Source organism: Kribbella sp., assembly GCF_035687465.1.
Lineage (GTDB): Bacteria > Actinomycetota > Actinomycetes > Propionibacteriales > Kribbellaceae > Kribbella.
Window position 1 is genome coordinate 1 of the sequence record NZ_DASRXP010000096.1, and the last position, 16,913, is coordinate 16,913.

The 16,913-nt window shown below is 68.3% G+C and carries 21 protein-coding genes, 1 pseudogene and 1 riboswitch; of the genes and pseudogenes, 13 read left to right on the forward strand and 9 right to left on the reverse strand.

Annotation, left to right across the window (positions count from 1 at the left end):
* Both VFG33_RS04770 and VFG33_RS04775 read right to left on the reverse strand, forming a co-directional pair.
* Positions 1 to 646, reverse strand: a 646-nt coding sequence (locus tag VFG33_RS04770) for a mandelate racemase/muconate lactonizing enzyme family protein (protein ID WP_325022778.1), incomplete at its 3' end; no start/stop codon positions are given.
* Positions 643 to 1,740, reverse strand: a complete 1,098-nt coding sequence (locus tag VFG33_RS04775; protein ID WP_325022780.1) for a sugar ABC transporter substrate-binding protein — start codon at positions 1,738 to 1,740, stop codon at positions 643 to 645. The genes VFG33_RS04775 and VFG33_RS04770, both read right to left, overlap by 4 nt.
* 147 nt (positions 1,741 to 1,887) lie before the next feature.
* Between VFG33_RS04775 and VFG33_RS04780 the strand changes: the two genes are divergently transcribed.
* The 4 genes from VFG33_RS04780 to VFG33_RS04795 are packed head-to-tail and all read left to right on the forward strand — an operon-like array spanning position 1,888 to position 4,503.
* Positions 1,888 to 2,583, forward strand: coding sequence for a GntR family transcriptional regulator (locus VFG33_RS04780; RefSeq protein ID WP_325022782.1), 696 nt, complete (start codon positions 1,888 to 1,890; stop codon positions 2,581 to 2,583).
* A 16-nt stretch (positions 2,584 to 2,599) separates the two neighbouring features.
* Positions 2,600 to 3,451, forward strand: coding sequence for a fumarylacetoacetate hydrolase family protein (locus tag VFG33_RS04785; protein ID WP_325022784.1), 852 nt, complete (start codon positions 2,600 to 2,602; stop codon positions 3,449 to 3,451).
* Between the two features lie 10 nt (positions 3,452 to 3,461).
* Complete coding sequence (locus VFG33_RS04790; RefSeq protein ID WP_325022786.1) at positions 3,462 to 4,103, forward strand: class I SAM-dependent DNA methyltransferase; 642 nt, start codon at positions 3,462 to 3,464, stop codon at positions 4,101 to 4,103.
* Between the two features lie 22 nt (positions 4,104 to 4,125).
* Entirely contained in the window at positions 4,126 to 4,503 is a 378-nt protein-coding gene (locus VFG33_RS04795) for a VOC family protein (RefSeq protein WP_325022788.1), read from the forward strand.
* Between the two features lie 10 nt (positions 4,504 to 4,513).
* Here the strand turns inward: VFG33_RS04795 and VFG33_RS04800 are convergent, their stop codons facing one another.
* Genes VFG33_RS04800 through VFG33_RS04810 form a run of 3 tightly spaced genes read right to left on the reverse strand, consistent with a single transcriptional unit; the run spans position 4,514 to position 6,859 of the window.
* Positions 4,514 to 5,557: a LacI family DNA-binding transcriptional regulator gene (locus VFG33_RS04800; RefSeq protein ID WP_325022790.1), complete on the reverse strand. Its 1,044-nt coding sequence runs from the start codon at positions 5,555 to 5,557 to the stop codon at positions 4,514 to 4,516.
* 34 nt (positions 5,558 to 5,591) lie between these two features.
* The gene (locus VFG33_RS04805; protein WP_325022791.1) at positions 5,592 to 5,912 is read right to left on the reverse strand and encodes a hypothetical protein; all 321 of its coding nucleotides are present in this window, start codon (positions 5,910 to 5,912) and stop codon (positions 5,592 to 5,594) included.
* Positions 5,913 to 5,917: 5 nt separating this feature from the next.
* Positions 5,918 to 6,859 carry a DUF6772 family protein gene (locus VFG33_RS04810; RefSeq protein WP_325022793.1) on the reverse strand — a complete coding sequence of 314 codons (942 nt, stop codon included), beginning with the start codon at positions 6,857 to 6,859 and terminating at the stop codon, positions 5,918 to 5,920.
* A 200-nt stretch (positions 6,860 to 7,059) separates the two neighbouring features.
* Between VFG33_RS04810 and VFG33_RS04815 the strand changes: the two genes are divergently transcribed.
* The 8 genes from VFG33_RS04815 to VFG33_RS04850 are packed head-to-tail and all read left to right on the forward strand — an operon-like array spanning position 7,060 to position 14,594.
* On the forward strand, positions 7,060 to 7,800 hold the full coding sequence (locus VFG33_RS04815; protein WP_325022795.1) for an IclR family transcriptional regulator: 741 nt from the start codon (positions 7,060 to 7,062) through the stop codon (positions 7,798 to 7,800).
* A complete protein-coding gene (gene nikB, locus VFG33_RS04820; protein WP_325022797.1) occupies positions 7,800 to 8,726 on the forward strand; it encodes a nickel ABC transporter permease in 927 nt (308 codons plus the stop codon). Before VFG33_RS04815 ends, nikB begins: the two co-directional genes overlap by 1 nt.
* A gap of 1 nt (position 8,727) precedes the next feature.
* Positions 8,728 to 9,621, forward strand: coding sequence for an ABC transporter permease (locus VFG33_RS04825; RefSeq protein ID WP_325022799.1), 894 nt, complete (start codon positions 8,728 to 8,730; stop codon positions 9,619 to 9,621).
* Complete coding sequence (locus VFG33_RS04830; protein WP_325022801.1) at positions 9,621 to 10,622, forward strand: ABC transporter ATP-binding protein; 1,002 nt, start codon at positions 9,621 to 9,623, stop codon at positions 10,620 to 10,622. The genes VFG33_RS04825 and VFG33_RS04830 overlap by 1 nt, the downstream gene beginning before the upstream one ends.
* Positions 10,612 to 11,619 (forward strand): ABC transporter ATP-binding protein, encoded by a 1,008-nt coding sequence (locus VFG33_RS04835; RefSeq protein WP_325022803.1) that lies wholly within the window; start codon positions 10,612 to 10,614, stop codon positions 11,617 to 11,619. The genes VFG33_RS04830 and VFG33_RS04835 overlap by 11 nt, the downstream gene beginning before the upstream one ends.
* Positions 11,619 to 12,263, forward strand: a complete 645-nt coding sequence (locus tag VFG33_RS04840) for a histidine phosphatase family protein (protein WP_325022805.1) — start codon at positions 11,619 to 11,621, stop codon at positions 12,261 to 12,263. The genes VFG33_RS04835 and VFG33_RS04840 overlap by 1 nt, the downstream gene beginning before the upstream one ends.
* Positions 12,260 to 13,060, forward strand: a complete 801-nt coding sequence (locus VFG33_RS04845) for an endonuclease/exonuclease/phosphatase family protein (RefSeq protein WP_325022807.1) — start codon at positions 12,260 to 12,262, stop codon at positions 13,058 to 13,060. The genes VFG33_RS04840 and VFG33_RS04845 overlap by 4 nt, the downstream gene beginning before the upstream one ends.
* A gap of 28 nt (positions 13,061 to 13,088) precedes the next feature.
* Positions 13,089 to 14,594 carry an ABC transporter substrate-binding protein gene (locus VFG33_RS04850; protein ID WP_325022809.1) on the forward strand — a complete coding sequence of 502 codons (1,506 nt, stop codon included), beginning with the start codon at positions 13,089 to 13,091 and terminating at the stop codon, positions 14,592 to 14,594.
* Between the two features lie 18 nt (positions 14,595 to 14,612).
* On the opposite strand, the gene VFG33_RS04855 is transcribed toward VFG33_RS04850, so the two are convergent.
* From VFG33_RS04855 to VFG33_RS04865, 3 genes are read right to left on the reverse strand one after another with little or no spacing between them, the layout of a single operon-like run.
* On the reverse strand, positions 14,613 to 15,164 hold the full coding sequence (locus VFG33_RS04855) for a histidine phosphatase family protein (RefSeq protein ID WP_325022811.1): 552 nt from the start codon (positions 15,162 to 15,164) through the stop codon (positions 14,613 to 14,615).
* Positions 15,161 to 15,934, reverse strand: a complete 774-nt coding sequence (locus VFG33_RS04860; protein ID WP_325022813.1) for a CbtA family protein — start codon at positions 15,932 to 15,934, stop codon at positions 15,161 to 15,163. Before VFG33_RS04860 ends, VFG33_RS04855 begins: the two co-directional genes overlap by 4 nt.
* Before the next feature lie 46 nt (positions 15,935 to 15,980).
* Positions 15,981 to 16,178 (reverse strand): CbtB domain-containing protein, encoded by a 198-nt coding sequence (locus tag VFG33_RS04865; RefSeq protein WP_325022815.1) that lies wholly within the window; start codon positions 16,176 to 16,178, stop codon positions 15,981 to 15,983.
* Between the two features lie 51 nt (positions 16,179 to 16,229).
* A riboswitch (cobalamin riboswitch) is annotated at positions 16,230 to 16,294 on the reverse strand.
* A 137-nt stretch (positions 16,295 to 16,431) separates the two neighbouring features.
* On the opposite strand from VFG33_RS04865, the gene VFG33_RS04870 reads away from it, so the two are divergent.
* On the forward strand, positions 16,432 to 16,656 hold the full coding sequence (locus VFG33_RS04870; RefSeq protein ID WP_325022817.1) for a hypothetical protein: 225 nt from the start codon (positions 16,432 to 16,434) through the stop codon (positions 16,654 to 16,656).
* A 30-nt stretch (positions 16,657 to 16,686) separates the two neighbouring features.
* On the opposite strand, the pseudogene VFG33_RS04875 reads toward VFG33_RS04870, so the two are convergent.
* Positions 16,687 to 16,913 (reverse strand): annotated as a pseudogene (locus tag VFG33_RS04875) (MFS transporter); the annotation flags it as partial.

Sequence of the window (16,913 nt, forward strand, 5' to 3'; positions counted from 1 at the left end):
TGGCCTCGGCGGAGGTCATCGACTGGTTCGCGTCGACCATGATGTCGAGCGCGGGTCCGACCGCATCCCGTACTGCGGTCAACCGCTCCAGGTCCTCGTGCAGGCGAGGTTTACCGATCTTCAGCTTGACCCCGGGCCAGCCCGCCTTCTGCGACGCCAACGCGCCCGCGACCAACTGGTCCGTTGTCAGGTGCAACCAACCGCCCTCGGTGTCGTAGAGCGGCACGTTCCGGCGGAAACCACCCGCCAGCCGCCACAGTGGTTCGCCGGCGCGACGGCAGCGGAGATCCCACAGGGCGGTGTCGACCGAAGCCAGGGCCAGCGAGGTGATCGCCCCGACCGTGGTCGCCCGGGTGGAGGCGAACAGGTCGAACCAGATCCCCTCGACATTGCGGGCGTCCTGGCCGACCAGCCTCGGGAGCAGGTGGTCCCGGAGCATCGCGAGGACCGCAGTACCGCCGGTGCCGATCGTGTACGAGTAGCCCAGCCCCACCAGTCCGTCGGTGGTCTCGAGCTCGACGAACACCGTCTCCTGCTTGAGGAACGCCTGAACCGCGTCGGTCCGAACGGTTTCCACCTCGAGGTCGACGAGGAAGGCGTCGGCCCGCGAGATCGTCGTACCGGGGAGGCTCATCGAGGCCGTCACTGGCAGCTCAGCTGGCCGGCGAACTCCGTCTGCAGTTCCTTGGTCTTCGCCTGCCGCTCGGCGTCATAGGTGTCCACGTTGTCCTTGGTGACCACGAACGAGCCGGAGTCGACGATCACGCCGGGAGTCTTCATCGTGCACTGCTTCGAGCCGAGCAGGGCGAGCACCCAGCCGCCGACATAGGCCTGGCCGACCGGGTTCTGCGTCACGGTCGCGGCGACGCCGCCGGACTTGATCCCGGACAGGATCTTGGCGTCGTCGTCGATCGCGACCACCTTGATCGGAAGCTTGCTGCTGGCAACACCGTCGGCGGCCGCGACGGCCGGGTTGTAGGCGGTGGTGACGATGCCCTTGATCTCCTTGCCCTTGGAGGCGAGCAGGTCGGCGACCGCCTTCTGCGCGGTCTGCAGGTCCTTGTCGATGTCGGTGATCACCGGCAGTTCGGTGACCTTGCCGTTCGTCTCGCCGATCGCCTTCTTCACCCCGGCGATCCGGCGCTGGGTGTTGGAGTCGACGTTGTTGCCGGTCAGGTGCACGATCGTGCCCTCGCCGCCGATCGCGTCGATGGTCGCCTTGGTCGCCTTGTACGCCGCCGCCTCGACGTCGGTGGACAGGCAGAAGTCGGCCTCGTTCGTGTCACCGGCCGGGCAGGACGCCAACGAGCCGACGGCGAAACCCTTCGACTTCAGGTCCTGGAAGGTGGAGTTGATGTCGGTCGGCGACACACCGAAGATGCCGAACGCGTTGTAGCCCTGGGCGGCGAGCGAGTTGACCACGTTGTTCTGCTTGCTCTGGTCCCACTCGCCGGTCTCGTTGAAGGTGACGTCACCGAGCTTGAACTCGGTCTTGTCCTGCTCGCCAGTGGTCTTCCAGGGCTGGAAATAGGGGTGCGCGCCGCCGGGGATCAGCGCTAGCTTCACCTTGGAGCCGTCCTTCAACTCCACCGGGCCGGTCGACGTCCCGGCGGAGGCGTCGTCTCCCGCGGTGCTGCCGGCGGTGTCGGTGGAGTTCTTGGTGCTGCAACCGGTTGCGGCCAGCGCAACGACGGCCAGACCGGCGGCGGTCTTCCGGTACAGCGAGGTGCGGGCGATCATGGGCGTGGCTCCTCGAAGATCCTATAGGATATTGCCAAGCTGATGCTGCCGCTTCACACTGGTGGCGTCAAGACTTGCTCCGGTAACGAACTGTGCACAGGCCAACCCGGAGGAGTCGGGCAGAATGGTGCTTCGGGAGGAGCGACGGTGACAGATGCGCACGTGGGTCTGGCGGGGCAGCTCACGCGCCTGCCCCAGCGACAGGTTCTGAGCGACGACGTCTACGAGACGGTCAAGGGCCTGATCATGGACAGCGTGGTCGAGCCGGGCACCCGGCTCAACATCGACGGCCTGACCCGGGAGCTGGGGATCTCACAGACCCCGATCCGCGAGTCGCTGGCCCGGCTGGAGTCCGACGGCCTGGTGATCAAGGAGCCGCTGCGCGGCTACCGGGTGTCGTCCACGCTGACCCGGGCCGAGTTCGAGGACCTCTTCGAGTACCGGCTGCACATCGAGCCCTGGGCCGCCGGCCGTGCCGCCGAGCGAGCAGCCGCGGACGACCTGGTCCGGCTCAAGGACGAGATGCTCAGCTACACCGACGTGCCGGACCGTCCGGACTACGACAGTTACAAGGCGATGGCCGCGCACGACCAGCGGTTCCACGACCTCGTACTGGAGCTGGCCGGCAACGACACCGCCCGGCAGTCCTTCGCCCGCACGCACTGCCACCTGCACTTGTTCCGCCTGTACTACGGCGGCGGCATCGCGACCAAGGCGTTGCGTGAGCACAAGACGATCGTGGCCGCGGTCCGCAAGGGTGAACCGGCAGAGGCGGCCGCGGCGATGCGAACGCATATCCAGGCCTCACGGGCGCGGCTGCGTCCCGTGTTCGACAAAGAGTGATCACTAGGGAGAGTCCGTGGAACTGCTGCGCCTCGGTGCGATCGGTGAGGAGCGCCCGTATGTGCGTTCGACCGACGGCACCGTCTACGACCTGAGCTCCGTCACCGCCGACATCGACGGCGGCTTCCTCGCCTCCGACGGCATCGGCCGGACCCGCGCCGCGCTGGACGCCGGCTCGCTGCCGGTCGCCTCGACCGACGGCCTGCGGGTCGGAGCGCCGATCGCGAAGCCGGGCGCCGTGGTCTGCATCGGGCTGAACTACGCGGCCCACGCCGCCGAGTCCGGCGCCGAACCGCCGAAGAACCCGGTCGTCTTCTACAAACACCCGAACACCGTCGTCGGCCCGCACGACGACGTACTGGTTCCCCGCGGCTCCACCAAGACGGACTGGGAGGTGGAGCTGGCCGTGGTGATCGGCAAGACCGCCCGGTACCTGTCCTCCGACGAGGAGGCACTCGCCTGCATCGCCGGGTACGCCGTCTCGAACGACGTCTCCGAGCGCGCCCTCCAGCTCGAGGTGTCCGGCGGCCAGTGGTCCAAGGGCAAGGCCTGTGAGACCTTCAACCCGCTCGGACCGGTGCTCGTTCCGGCCGACGAGGTCGGCGACCCGCAGAACCTGGACCTCAAGTCCTGGGTCAACGGCGAGGTCCGGCAGGACTCGAACACGCGCGACATGATCTTCTCGGTGGCCGCCCTGATCCGCGACCTGTCGCAGTACATGACGCTCGACCCGGGCGACCTCGTCAACACCGGCACTCCCGAGGGCGTGGCGCTGTCCGGCCGCTTCCCGTATCTCTCGCCCGGCGACGTCGTCGAGTGCGAGATCCAGGGGTTGGGCCGGCAGAAGCAGGCCCTCGGAAAGGCTTAGTCTCGGGCAGGTGTCTTATCTGCAGGGAATCCGCACCTCCTACGACACGGTGGCCGAGTCGTACGCCGGGATGGTCCGTGCCGCGGAACCCTGGGAAACCACCCTGCTCACCACCTTCGCCGACCTCGTACGGCGAACCGACGGCGCTGCTGGGCGGGTGCTCGATGCGGGGTGTGGGCCCGGGCGGGTGACCGCACGGCTGCACTCGCTCGGGCTGCCCGCCTTCGGCGTCGACCTGTCGCCCGGGATGGTCGAGATCGCCCGCCGGGACCACCCCGACCTGGACTTCACCGTCGGCTCGATGACTGCGCTCGACCTGGCAGACGGAGAGCTGGCCGGCATCCTCTCGTGGTGGTCCATCGTCCACCTCCCCCGAGAGGTCCTGCCGCTCGCCTTCGCCGAGTTCCACCGGGTCCTGGCCCCCGGCGGGAAACTGCTGATCGGATTCCACGTCGGCGACACCCAGAACCACAAGGACTCCGGCTACGGCGGTCACCCGATGTCGCTCGACGTCTACCGCTGGCAACCCGACCAGGTCGCCGCCCTGGGTTCCACGGCCGGCTTCACCGTCCAGGCCCAACTCGTCATCGACCCCACCACCAGCACCCCCGGCGCCTGCCTCTTCTTCGAGAAACCACTGGCGGTGGAGTGACCATCTGCACCACTCTCACCCCATGACCTCCGTTGTCCGAACAGTGACGTTCGACGCCCACAACCCCTACGAACTCGCCGGCTTCTGGCTCCAGGTACTCCGCGCCGAACGCCCCGCCGACGACGAACCCGGCGACCCGTACGCCGCGGTCGAAACCGACTCGGTGAAGCTCCTCTTCGAACAGAACAACGACCCCAAGGCCGCCAAGAACCGAGTCCACCTGGACCTCGAACCAGACGGCCCCCGCGACGAGGAGGTCAAGTGGCTCCTGACCCTCGGAGCCACCATCGCCCACGACCGCCGAGAACCCGACGGCACCGGCTTCGTCGTCATGCTCGACCCCGAAGCCAACGAGTTCTGCGTCCTCCGCAGCGCCGCCGAACGAGCCGCCACCAGCTGACCGGGATCGTTCAGGGGGTGGTTGACGCGCGGATCATGAGTTCCGGACGGATCAGGGTTTTGCTGGGGCGTTCGCCGCTTTCGTGGCGGATCCGCCGGAGTAGCAGGTCGACAGCTGTCGTACCAACTTCGGCGGCCGGCAGGCGGACGGTCGTCAGTGGGGTCTGCAGGTAGGCGGCGTACGGGTGATCGCCATAGCCCGTGACGGCGACCTCACCGGGCACCTCGAGCCCCTGCTCCGCCAGCACCCTGAGCAGACCGAGCGCGAAGTAGTCGTTGCCCGTGACAATCCCGTCCGGATGGTCCCCGCCGGTGACGAACTCGCGAGCGAAGCGGTACGCCTCCTCCGGCTGCCACGGCAGGGCGAGGGAGTCGTACCGCTTCGTCGGTACTGCGCGGACGGTGTCGGCCGACACCGTGAGGCCGGCGTCCGCCATGGCCCGCCGGAACCCCGCCACCCGGTCCGCGGTGGTCGTGATCGGCAGGTCCTCCTCCAGCACCAGCAACTTCCGCGCGCCACCCGTGATCAGGTGCGTGGTGGCGTCGTACGCGCCCCGCTCGTTGTCCACCCCGACCATGTCGCAGTCGAGCTCGGGCACGTCGCGGTTCACGAACACCAGCGGGATGCCGGAGTCGCGAACCCGGCGCCAGTGTTCCCACTCGGCCTGGACCGGCACCACGATCGCGCCGTCCACGGCAGAACGCAGCAAGGCCTCCGTCGCGCGCTGTTCGTTCTCCGCACTCTCATCGGTGACGAGCAACAGCAAGGAGTACCCCTGCGCCCGGACCCGCAGCTCGATGCCACTGATCAGCTGCGCGTAGAACGGGTTGGACGGGTTGGTGATGACGAGACCCAAGGTCATCGCCGAGCCGAGCACCAGCGACCGGGCCAGCGAGTTCGGCACGTACCCGATCCGCGCCGCCTCGGCCTGTACGGCAGACCGCGTCCGCGCGCTCACGCTGTCCTTGTCGCCCAACGCCCTCGACACGGTGTTGACCGACAACCCCAAGGCGTCAGCGATGTCGCGCAACGTCGGGCGACGCGCCTCCCCCATCCATTCCTCCCGTTGAGATGAAGCTGTGAGCAGACTAGGCCTTGACTGCCAGGTGGATCCGGACCTGGACGGTGCCCTCGACCGTGGCGCGCACCCGCAGCCAGTTGCCGAAATCGGTGGCCGGCCAGCTGACCAGCTCGCCCGGCCCGCCGGCGACGTGCTCGTCCCCGTCGAGATCGCACCAGGTGATGCCGTCGGGTGATATCTGGGTGACGAACCGGGCCGCACCGTCGCCTCCGACCAACTGGACGAACCAGCGCGCCTCACCCGCCCAGGCGACCTCGTACGGCTCGGTGTCGAAGTCCTTGTCGAACGTGGTGTCGCGTTCCAGTACTGCGGTCATGGACTGTCGCACGATGCCTACCAATCAACCGAGATGAGGACGGAGTCGAGGAAGAGGAAGTTCCGCACCGCCGAGTGGGTCCGGACCGAGAAGTAGAAGTTCAGCAGGTTCTCGAGCGTCTCGTAGCGTTCCTCGTACGGCGGGACCGGGACATCACGCATGTCCATCACCCGATCGTTCACCTGCAGCTCCACGTTCCGGCGGGCATCGGTGTCGACCAGCCAGCGCAGGTAGTGCCAGTTCACCTTGGTCGGAACCTCGTTGTAGCAGAGCTCCTGCGGCTCGCCGAACGTCTGCCAGTCCTCCGGGTTCGGCGCGGTGAAGTCCGCGGCGTACTCGAGCTTCACCTTGCCCTCGAAGTGTTCGCGCGGAGTCGGCTCGGGCACCGTCGGCGCCATCCACCGCCGCGTGAAACGGTTGTCCAGATCGGTGTTCTGGTAACGCGCCACGGTGTGGTAGCGCAGCCCCCCGTCGCCGCACAGATCCGTCGCCACCGTGAAGGCGCCGAACTGCGCCTCCGACGGATGCGTGTTGCCGTCCCACTGGACGTCGCCGAAGCTGTCCAGCTCCGCACCGCCGCCGAGCGTGGCCTCTGACTTGAAGGCGAAGTAGGTCTCCAGCTGCACCAGGCCGCGACCGCTCATGGTGAGCCGGCGGATCGCGACCGCCGTGTGTCCCTTGTACGGCCGGGTGGCGAGCTTGAGTGCATAGGTACCGCTCATCGCGCCGTGGGTACCGATGTCGAAGAACGTGCAGGACGAGAGTTGCGGCGGCCGGAAGTCCCGCATGTGCGCGTCGACCGTGCCGAGGTCTCCCCGCCCGTTGTAGTTGCCGAGCAGTTCGCACCAGCCGTGCGTCCCGCTGTCGAAGTCGTCGAACGCCAGGATGCGTGGCAGCGGCGAGAACTTGGACAGGCGCGGATCGGCGGCCAGCAACGCGGCTCTGACGTCGGTGGTCACGCAGGCCTCCAGGTGAGGGTCGGAGCGGCGACGCCGGAGCGGCGGCCGCGAGTCGGCTGACATTAACGTTAACGGGAAATAGCCGTCAATCGACTGTTCCGCGCACTGCAACGACCAGGCCTTGACACGGAGATAGCAGACTTTTACGGTACATTAACGCTCCCGTTAACGTTCACGGTGCTCGGATCCCGGAGGTCATCATGCAGTCGCTGAGCCGAGCCCTGACGGTGCTGGCCGAGCTCAACCGGCAGAACCGCCCGTACGGCGTCACCGAGCTCGCCGTCGCCGTCGGCCTGCACAAGAGCACCGTCCACCGGATCCTGATGACCTTCTGCGACCACGGCCTGGTCCACCGCGTCGGCGACCACCAGTACTGCGCCGCCGTGGGTCTCGCCGGTCTCCGCGGCGCACCCGGTACTCCGGCCGCCCAGGACGATCCGGTGATCGGACTAGGTGGCCGGCTCCGGCGGACCGTAGTACTGGCGAAGCCTGGTGCGCGGTCTGCTACCGGTGGCGTCGACTGCACTGTTCTCCAGGTCGCGGCCGTCGCTGGTGGCACTCGGCCGACGGTGAAGCCTGGTGATCCGGTGTCTCTGCACCGCAGCGCGCTGGGCCGCGCCTATCTGTCCGCCTTCCCCGCCCACGAGGTCGACGCGCATCTGGTCGACACCGGAGACCGGCACAACACGCTCGCCGCACTGCACCGCGCCCGCGAGACCGGGTTCGCGCACAACTCCCGGCCGGTGGCCTCGCTGCCGCGGATGGTCGCCGTACCGGTGCGCGCCGCGGACGGGCGGTGCGTCGCGTCGCTCGGCGCCGAACTCGCCGGCGGATCGACCTCGATCGAGGAACTCCGCTCCGTGCTCGCCGCCCTCACCCGGACCGCCCGGCAGTTCGGCGCACCACCCGCCGCCGAGCTGGTCCAGCGCAGGGGGGCCTGATGGCGGCTTACGTCCTCAGGCGGCTGTTCTTCTCGGTGTTCGTGCTGTGGGGTGCGGTCACGATCATCTTCGTCGTCCTCCGGCTGGTCCCCGGTGATCCGGCGTACATCATGCTCGGGCCCGACGCGGACCAGGCGCAGATCGCGGCCCTGCGAGCCCAGCTCGGGCTGGACCACTCGCTGGTCCAGCAGTACGCGACCTATCTGTCGAACGTGGTCCGGCTCGACTTCGGGCAGTCGTTCCGGTTGAACGCGGACTCGATGAGCCTTGTCCTGCAACGCGTTCCGGCCACGATCCAGCTCGCCTCGACGGCTCTGCTGGTCTCCCTGCTGATCGGTCTGCCGCTGGGTGTGGTCGCTGCCCTGCGCGCGAACACTTGGATCGACCGCGGGATCTCGGTGTTCTCATTGCTGGGCCAGTCCACGCCGTCGTTCTGGCTGGGCATCGTGATGATTCTCGTCTTCAGCCGCGGCCTGCAGGTGCTGCCCAGCTCGGGCTCCGGCACCTGGTCCCACCTGGTACTGCCGACCATCACGCTGGCGCTGCCGTTCCTCGCCATCCTGGTCCGCCTCACCCGCAGTGGACTGCTCGAGGTCGTGCACGAGGGCTACGTGCAGACAGCCCGGGCCAAAGGCCTGCTGGAGTCGACGGTGATCCTGTCGCATGCGCTGCGCAACGCGTTGATCCCGATCGTCACCGTGGTCGGGCTGCAGTTCGGTGCGCTGCTCGGCGGCACCGTGATCGTCGAGACCGTGTTCGCCTGGCCTGGCGTCGGCCGACTGCTGATCGACTCGATCGGGCGCCGGGACTACGGCGTCGTCCAGGCCGCGATCCTGCTCGTGGCCACCATTTTCGTCGGAATCAACCTGCTCGTGGATCTGATCTACGGCTTCCTGGACCCCCGCGTCCGCCTGGCTGGTGACTGATGTGACCTCTACCGACCTCGACGTCGCGCTGGTGGCGACCCCGGCGAAAGCCCGGGCGCGAGGCCGGGCCGGCTCCGCGAGGATCCGCTTCGGCCTGACGGTGATCATCCTGTACGCCGTCGCCGCCGCGATCGGACCCTGGATCGTCCGGTTCGACCCGGTGGCCACCCGGACCCAGGACCGGCTGAAACCACCGTTCAGCAGACTTTCCGACGGCTCACTGGCCATCTTCGGCACCGACCAGGTCGGCCAGGACCTGCTTGCCCAGATGTTGCAGGGGGCAAGGATCTCGATCGCGGTCGGCCTGGCCACCCTGCTGCTCGCGGGCACGATCGGTGTCACGGTCGGACTGGCCGCGGGGTACTTCGGCGGCTGGCTGGACAGCGTGCTGATGCGGCTGGCCGACATCCAGCTGGCGTTCCCCTCGATCCTGCTGGCCATCTTCATCGCGGCTCTGCTCGGACCCAGCGTCGTCAACGTCGTGATCGTGCTTGCGGTGTCCAACTGGGTCACGTTCGCCCGGGTCACCCGCGGCCAGGCGCTGGCCACTCGCCGGCGGGAGTACGTCGACGCCACCCGTACGCTCGGCGCCGGCACCTGGCGGCTGATCCGCCGCTGCGTGTTGCCGGCCTGCATCGCGCCGGTGCTGGTGGTGGCGACGGTCGAGATCGGCCACGTGATCCTGGCCGAGGCATCGCTCTCCTTCCTCGGCCTCGGTACGCCCGCCAGTACGCCGAGCTGGGGCGTCACGATCGCGAACGGACGTAACTACCTTGCCGACGCGTGGTGGATCTCGACCGTGCCCGGGATCGCGCTCGCCTTCCTGGTGGTGTCACTCGGCGTCCTCGGCGATGCCCTGCGGGACCGGTACGACCCGCGCCTGAGGAGCCTGTGATGACAGCTGAACCCCTGTTGTCCGTGCGTGATCTGCGGGTCGAGTTCAGCACCGCCGCCGGGGTGGTGACCGCGGTCGACGGCGCCTCCTTCGACGTACGGCGTGGCGAGACGGTCGCGTTGCTGGGCGAATCCGGCAGCGGCAAGAGCGTCACCGCACAGGCCGTGCTCGGCATCGTCCCCAAGCCGGCCGGCCGGGTGACCGGCGGCAGCATCCACTACGACGGCCGCGACCTGCTGACGTTGCCGGCCCCGGCCAAGAGGGAACTGCGCGGCCGGGAGATCGCGATGGTGTTCCAGGACCCACTGAGTTCGCTGAACCCGGTGTTCCGGGTCGGCGCGCAGATCGGCGAGATGTTCCGCCGCCACCGCGGCGCTTCCCGCAAGGAGGCACGGGCGCAGGCGCTCGAACTGATGCGCCGGGTCGGCATCCCGGCCGCGGAGAAGCGGCTCGACGACTACCCACACCAGTTCTCCGGCGGGATGCGGCAGCGGGTGATGATCGCGATGGCGCTCGCCCTCTCACCGCGGCTACTGATCGCCGACGAACCCACGACCGCGCTCGACGTCACCGTGCAGGCCCAGATCATGGACCTGCTGGCGCGGCTGCAGGACGAGGAAGGCATGTCACTCGTCCTGATCACCCATGACCTCGGCGTGGTGGCCGACGTCGCCGACCGGGTGGTCCTGATGTACGCCGGACGCGTGGTCGAGGCGGGCCCGATCCGTGAGGTCTACGAGCACAGCGCACATCCCTACACCACCGGACTGATGGGTTCGCTGCCTGCGATCGACGGGCCGCGCGAACGGCTCACCCCGATCCAGGGCGGGCCGCCCGACTTGCTGGATCTGCCCTCGGGTTGTTCCTTCCGGCCCCGCTGCAACTTCGCCGACCAGCTCTGTGCGGACGAGGAGCCGGCCCTGCTCGATGCTCCCGGCCGCCCGTTGCCGCACAGCTCCGCCTGTCACCACTCGGGGAAGGTGCTCAGCGATGCCCTCTGACACTCCCCTCCTGCAAGTGCGCGATCTGCACACCACGTTTCCGCTCCGCTCGGCTCTGCTTCGCCGTACGGTCGGGCACGTCCAAGCCGTCGCCGGGGTGTCCTTCGAGATCCCGGCGGGCGGCACGCTCGGTCTGGTCGGTGAGTCCGGCTCCGGCAAGTCGACAGTCGCCCGGACGATCATCGGGCTGGAGAAGTCCCAGTCCGGCAGCATCCTCTTCGAGGGTGAGGAACTCACTTCGTTGCCACCGGCCCGGATGCGCCAGGTGCGCAGGCACCTGCAGATGATCTTCCAGGACCCGTACGCCTCGCTGAACCCACGGGCGACCGTCGAACAGATCATCACCGAGGCCTGGGAGATCCACCCCGACGTGGTCCCGCGTGATCGCTTCAAGCCCGAGGTCCGCGAGCTGCTCGAGCGGGTCGGGCTGAACCCGGACCACGCGGCCCGGTACCCGCATCAGTTCTCCGGAGGCCAACGGCAGCGGATCGGGATCGCCCGGGCTCTCGCGCTCCGGCCGAAGCTGGTGATCTGCGACGAAGCCGTGTCGGCACTCGACGTCTCGGTGCAGGCACAGGTGCTCAACCTGCTCGCGGATCTTCGGTCGGAGCTCGGTCTCGCCTATCTGTTCATCGCCCACGATCTGTCCGTGGTCCGGCACATCTCCGACCAGGTGGCGGTGATGTATCTCGGCCGGATCGTCGAGACCGCCTCGCAGCAGGAGCTTTTCGCCGAACCGATCCACCCGTACAGCCAGGCGTTGCTGTCGGCCGTCCCGGATCCGTTGCCCTGGGCACGGCCGCCCCGGACGCCGATCCTGATCGGGGGCGATGTGCCGTCTCCCGCGGATCCCCCGTCGGGTTGCCGGTTCCGCACCCGGTGCTGGAAGGCGCAGGACGTCTGCGCGGCCGAGGATCCTGCGCTCGAGCTGCGACTCGGGCTGCACCCTGCGGCCTGCCACTTCGCGGAGCGTCGGACCGATCTGGTGGCCCGTTGATGAGCCGAGTCGTCGAAGTAATGATGCTCCGGCACGGCGAATCGTCGTGGAATGCCGAGGATCGCTACCAGGGACAGCAGGGCACCGGCCTGAGCGAGCTCGGGCGACACCAGGCGAAGCAGGCCGCGGAGTATCTGCGCGGCATGTTCCCGCCGTTCGACGCGGTGGTCGCGAGCGACCTGCAGCGGGTCACCGAGACGCTGCAACCGTACGCCGAGGGCGGCTGCCCGACGGTGCGGGTGGATCGCCGGTGGCGGGAGATCGACGTCGGCACCTGGAGCGGACGGACCTTCGCCGACATCCTCGCCGAGGAACCGGACGTGGTTGCCGCCTTCGCTCGCGGCGAGGACGTCGCCCGGGGAGGCGGCGAGACGTTCGCCCAACTGCGGGACCGGGTGTGGCACGCGGTCCGCGCCGCGACGAGCGGCACGAGAGTGCTGGTGGTCACCCACGGCGGCCCGATCCGGACGGCCGCCGCGGAAGCACTCGGCCTCCCTCCGGGCGGACAACTGTCGCTCGACCCGCCGGTCAACTGCTCGCTGACCGTACTGCGGCTGGTGGTGGACGGCGCCATCACGGCAACGAGCCTCACCGCCTACAACGTTCCCACCTCAGCCGGGACCGCTCAGGAGCAGCCGTCATGACCATTGCCTTGAGCAACTTCAGCTTCGTCGCGATGACCTACAACCTGTGGGGCGAGTTCCATCTCGACGAACGCCGGGACGCGCTGCACGCTTTGTTGATCACACGACCACCCGATCTACTCGCAGTCCAGGAGCTCTGCGCCAGCACCAGGACCCTGGTGGATCAGGCGCTGCCGGGCCACAGCCGCGTCGAGGATTCCTTCCCCGGTTGGGAGAAACAGAGCAATCTGTGGTGGCGACGAGACTTGTTCGAGCTGGTCGAGCACGGCTGGGAGGACGTCGGCATCCTGTCGTCCGACGCCGCCCTGTTCTGGGTCCGCCTTCAGCCCCGTGATCCGGACGCACCAGCCCTTGTCTTCAGTACCGCGCACCTGACGTGGCCCGGCCATCCCGACGAGCGAGCCGATCTCGGCAACCGGCGGATCGGTCAAGCCCGGGCGATCGCCGCAGCGCTGGAGCGGCTGGCCGGCGACGGACCTTGCCTGTTCACAGTCGACATCAACGACATCGGCCCACCCCAGTGGGAGCTGGGGAATGCGGGCTTCCTGGACAGCTTCACCGCCCTCGGCCGGCACTCACCGGTCACCCATCCAGTGGTCCCGACCGTCGCGCCCGGTCCGATCGGCACCCGGCTGTCACCGCTGGCCTCGCCGCCCAAGGCGATCGACTGGATCTTCGGACGCGGCCCGGTCGCGGTGCGCTGCAGCGAGGTCGTGGAGTTCTTCCACGCCGGGCGCGCACCGTCCGACCACTATCCGGTCGCCGCCACCTACACCTTCACGCGGCCCTCGTCGTGACGGCCCTGCCCTGCAAAGGAGATCGACTGTGTTGAGAAAGCGAAGGATGCTGGTGGCCTCGTTGGTCGCCCTGACGGCCGGGCTGAGCGCCTGCTCGCCGGCGAGCGAGCCGGGCAGCGGCGAGCAGGTCCTGCGCTATGCACCGGCCATGTTCCCGGTCTCCCTGGACACCCACAAGTACGCCGGGGAGGAGGCTGTGCAGACCGCGATCCAGCAGGTGATGGAGCCGCTGGTCCGGGTCGACGCCGGCAAGTTCGTGCAGGTGCTGGCCGCCTCCTGGCAGAACCCGGACGCGAAGACCTGGGTGTTCAAGCTGCGGCCCGAGGTGAAGTTCTCCGACGGGACCCCGTTCACCGCGAAGGACGTCGTCGCGTCGTACCAGCGGCATCAGAAACTGGAGGGGCCGCTGGTTCCCCTCTATGCGACGGTGACCGCCTTCGAGGCGACCGACGACCTCACCGTCACCGTGAAGACGAGTAAGCCGCTCGGTACTTTGCTCAGCTCGCTGACGCTGCTCTTCATCGGGCCTGCGGACAAGATCAACACCGACGGGTTCTTCAGCAAGCCGATCGGCACCGGTCCGTTCACGGTGAGCGAGTTCGCGCCGGACGAGAAGCTCACGTTGGCGGCCAACGCGCAGTACTGGGACGGTGCGCCGAAGCTGGGCCGGCTCGAGTTCGTCGCGATTCCCGAGGTGGCCGGGCGGATCACCGGGCTGGAGAACGGCGAGGTCGACGTGCTGACCGCGATCCCACCGGACCAGGTGGCGCAAGTGAGCGGCAGCAAGGACATCAGCTACGCCACCACGCCGAGCTGGAGCTACTACTTCAACTGGTTCAACTCCAACCGCAAGCCGTTCGACGACAAGCGGGTCCGGCAAGCGATGTGGTACGCGTTGAACCTGGACGGGACGGTGAAGGACCTGTTCGGCGATCTCGCGTCTGTCGCGCAGGCTCCGGTGCCGCAGGGAGTGATCGGCGCGCCGAAGCTGTCGCCGTACCCGTACGACCCGGCGAAGGCGAAGCAGTTGCTCGCCGCGGCCGGACTGCCGGACGGGTTCACCACGTCGATGCAGTGGCCGCTCGAAGGTGGCCCGAACATCCGGGCGCTGGCGCAGGCGATGATCTCCGACTGGGCCAAGGTCGGCATCAAGGTCAAGCCGCTGGAGAAAGAGCGTGCGCAGTGGCTGGAGGATTTCGGCAAACTCAACTGGGACATGAACCTCCAGACCAACGTGACCGGCACGGGCGATGCCGACTACACCCTGGCCCGCCTCTACGTCTGCTCCGCGAAGCGCAATGGCTATTGCAGCCCGGCGCTGGACAACTTGTTGCTCGGAGCCCGTACCTCGATCGACCAGGGCGAGCGCGACAAGCTGTACGCCCAAGCAGGACAGATCATCTGGGATGACGCCGTCGGCATCTTCCCGGCCGAACTGGCCAGCAACAGCGCCCATCGCGACCGGGTCCAGAACTTCGTGATGCCTCCGAGCGGCCGCCCCCTGTTCACCAAGGTGACGGTCTCGGACAGCTGAAGCTGCTCAGCAGCGGGCTCAGTTGAAGGTGAGGGACCAGATGCCGGAGTGTTCTGTGAGGTTGACGGTCGAGAGGGGGCGGACGTCGATGTGGCGGAGGGACTCGGCTGGGGCTTCGACGGCGTAGAGGACCATTGCTCGGACGACTGCCGGGTGGACCACCGCGATGACGGTACGACGCTCTGTCTCGGGTTGGGGTAGATCGCTGAGCCAGTCGGCTACTCGGGTGATCAGGTCGTTCGCGCTCTCGCCGCCGGGTGGGGCTGCGTGGGGGCGTTCGAGCCACGCTGATACCGGAGCGGGATCAGCCGCGAGGAGGTCCTCGAGACTTTGGCCTGTCCATTCGCCGTAGTCGCGATCTCGCAGTACGGGCTCGATGGTCGCGGTGAGGCCGAGGGCGTCGGCTGTTCGTTGGGCGGCCGTTTCTGGACCGGAGTACACGTCGTCGGCGACGAATTTGAGGCCCCTGGCCACCTCGATGCTCGCCGGATCCGGTTCGGCGTCGCCCCCAAGGACGAGCCCGCGGAGTGCCGGCGTCAGTGCGTGAGCGACCAGCGTCAACGTGGTCAAGCGGCAGCCACCTCAGCGTCGGCGGAGACCCGGGTACGGCGGTCTACCGCGGCGGCGTATCCGAATCCGAGCAACAACCACAGTGTCGCCTGCGTACCGAGCGAGGCGAAGCGGAACTGCCAGAGCAGTGTGGCCGGGAACGAACCCGGTACCTCGTTGATCGCCGGCAGGATCAGGTACGCCGCGACCACGGTCGCGAGGAAGGCGGCTCCACCGACGGCGAGGCGGATCCACGGTGTCTCACCGAGGCGGGCGGCTGCCCAGCGGGCTGCGGCGACTCCGGCCCAGACCGCGAGCAGGCCGATCACCAGGGTCAAGAGATAGGTCACTGTCCGCTTGGTGATGGTCTCGGGATCACCGACCGCCGGCGGGTTCGGCGGGTATTTCAGGAACGGCACGAGCACGATCCCGACGAAACCGGCCGCCGCCAGGCCGAGCGCGGCGTACGAGTCGCTGGTGGTCCGCAGTCGGCGCCGGAGCAGCGTGAATCCGACGGCGAAGATGCCGCCGAGCGCCACGCCGTACAGGGTGGTGGCGAGGAAGAGGCCCGCCCGTTGGCCGTCGCGGCTGACGAGTGGTTCTTCCTCAGCCTCGGCCGGGACGGTGTTGCCTGCTGCGTCATGGGTGTGCGCGGCGCCGGCGGCCTCTTCGATGGCGATCGCGGAGTCGATGCGCGGTTCGCCCATCACGTACGCGAAGGTTCCGGCCAGCAGGCCGGCGAAGAGCCCGACGATCAGGCCGCGCACCAGGAGAGATCCGAAGGTGCGCATGGCAGTCCTGTCGTTCAGAGGAGGGGTGCTGACAGAGCTAAGGCCCTCAGTGGCAGGGCACGCCGAGCAGGTGGCGGCCGTCGTGCATCAGCTCGTGCAGGTACATGCCGGACTGCGAGACGGCGCCCTGGTCGAACGCGACCAGATAGGCCAGCAGGAGCAGCAGGCCGGTGGCGAGCAGTGCGATCGCGAGCAGGCGGGGTGAGATGGCCGGTACGGCGACCGAGCGAGCAGGAGCTGGCATCAGGACCTCCTGGGGAAGGCGCGTCCCCATCGAAAGGCTGCTGGTGCCCGAGCGTCCTGACTCACGAGCAAGCTCGCTCACAGTGGCGCGGCCGTGCCGGACTCTCACCGGCTTCCCTCATGGCACCGCAGGTTGTCCCCCGAACCGTAGCGGCCCCTTTCCTCCAGGGTCAACGGACGCGGCGCGCCGGGTGATCCTTCCCACCTGCTGGAAAGCGCCTGCCGCGGAAGGCACCGGCACCTAGTCTGAGGAAATGCCGTCCGCCGAGCACCTGATCGCCGCCAGCGCGATCGCCCTGACCGCGGTCAAGCTGGCCGGCGCCGCCTACCTGATCTATCTCGGCGTGCACGCCTTCCGCACCCGCAAGTCACTGGCCGCGGCCCTGCTGGCCCCTGGGCCCTGGTCGCGGGCACCGCACGGGAGTGGTTCGCCCGCTCGCCCCGCCGGCTGGAGCTGGTCGGCGGCACGGGCGGCCTGATGATTATCGGCCTCGGCGCCAGCATCGCCGTCACAGGGTCGAAGGAATAGCGGTACGGCGGGCCGCGAAGACGCCGAGCAACGCCAAGGCGGCGGGCAGGCCGAAGGCGGTCAGGTAGGCCGTGGTCGCCGAGTGCGGCTCGATCGCGGCGAAGAGGGTGCCGCCGACTGCCAGCACAGTTGCCGTCAGCAATGAGTCGCTGAGCTGCAAGGCGGAACTGTTGGCGCCTTGCTCCTCGAGGCTCGAGTACTCCAGCA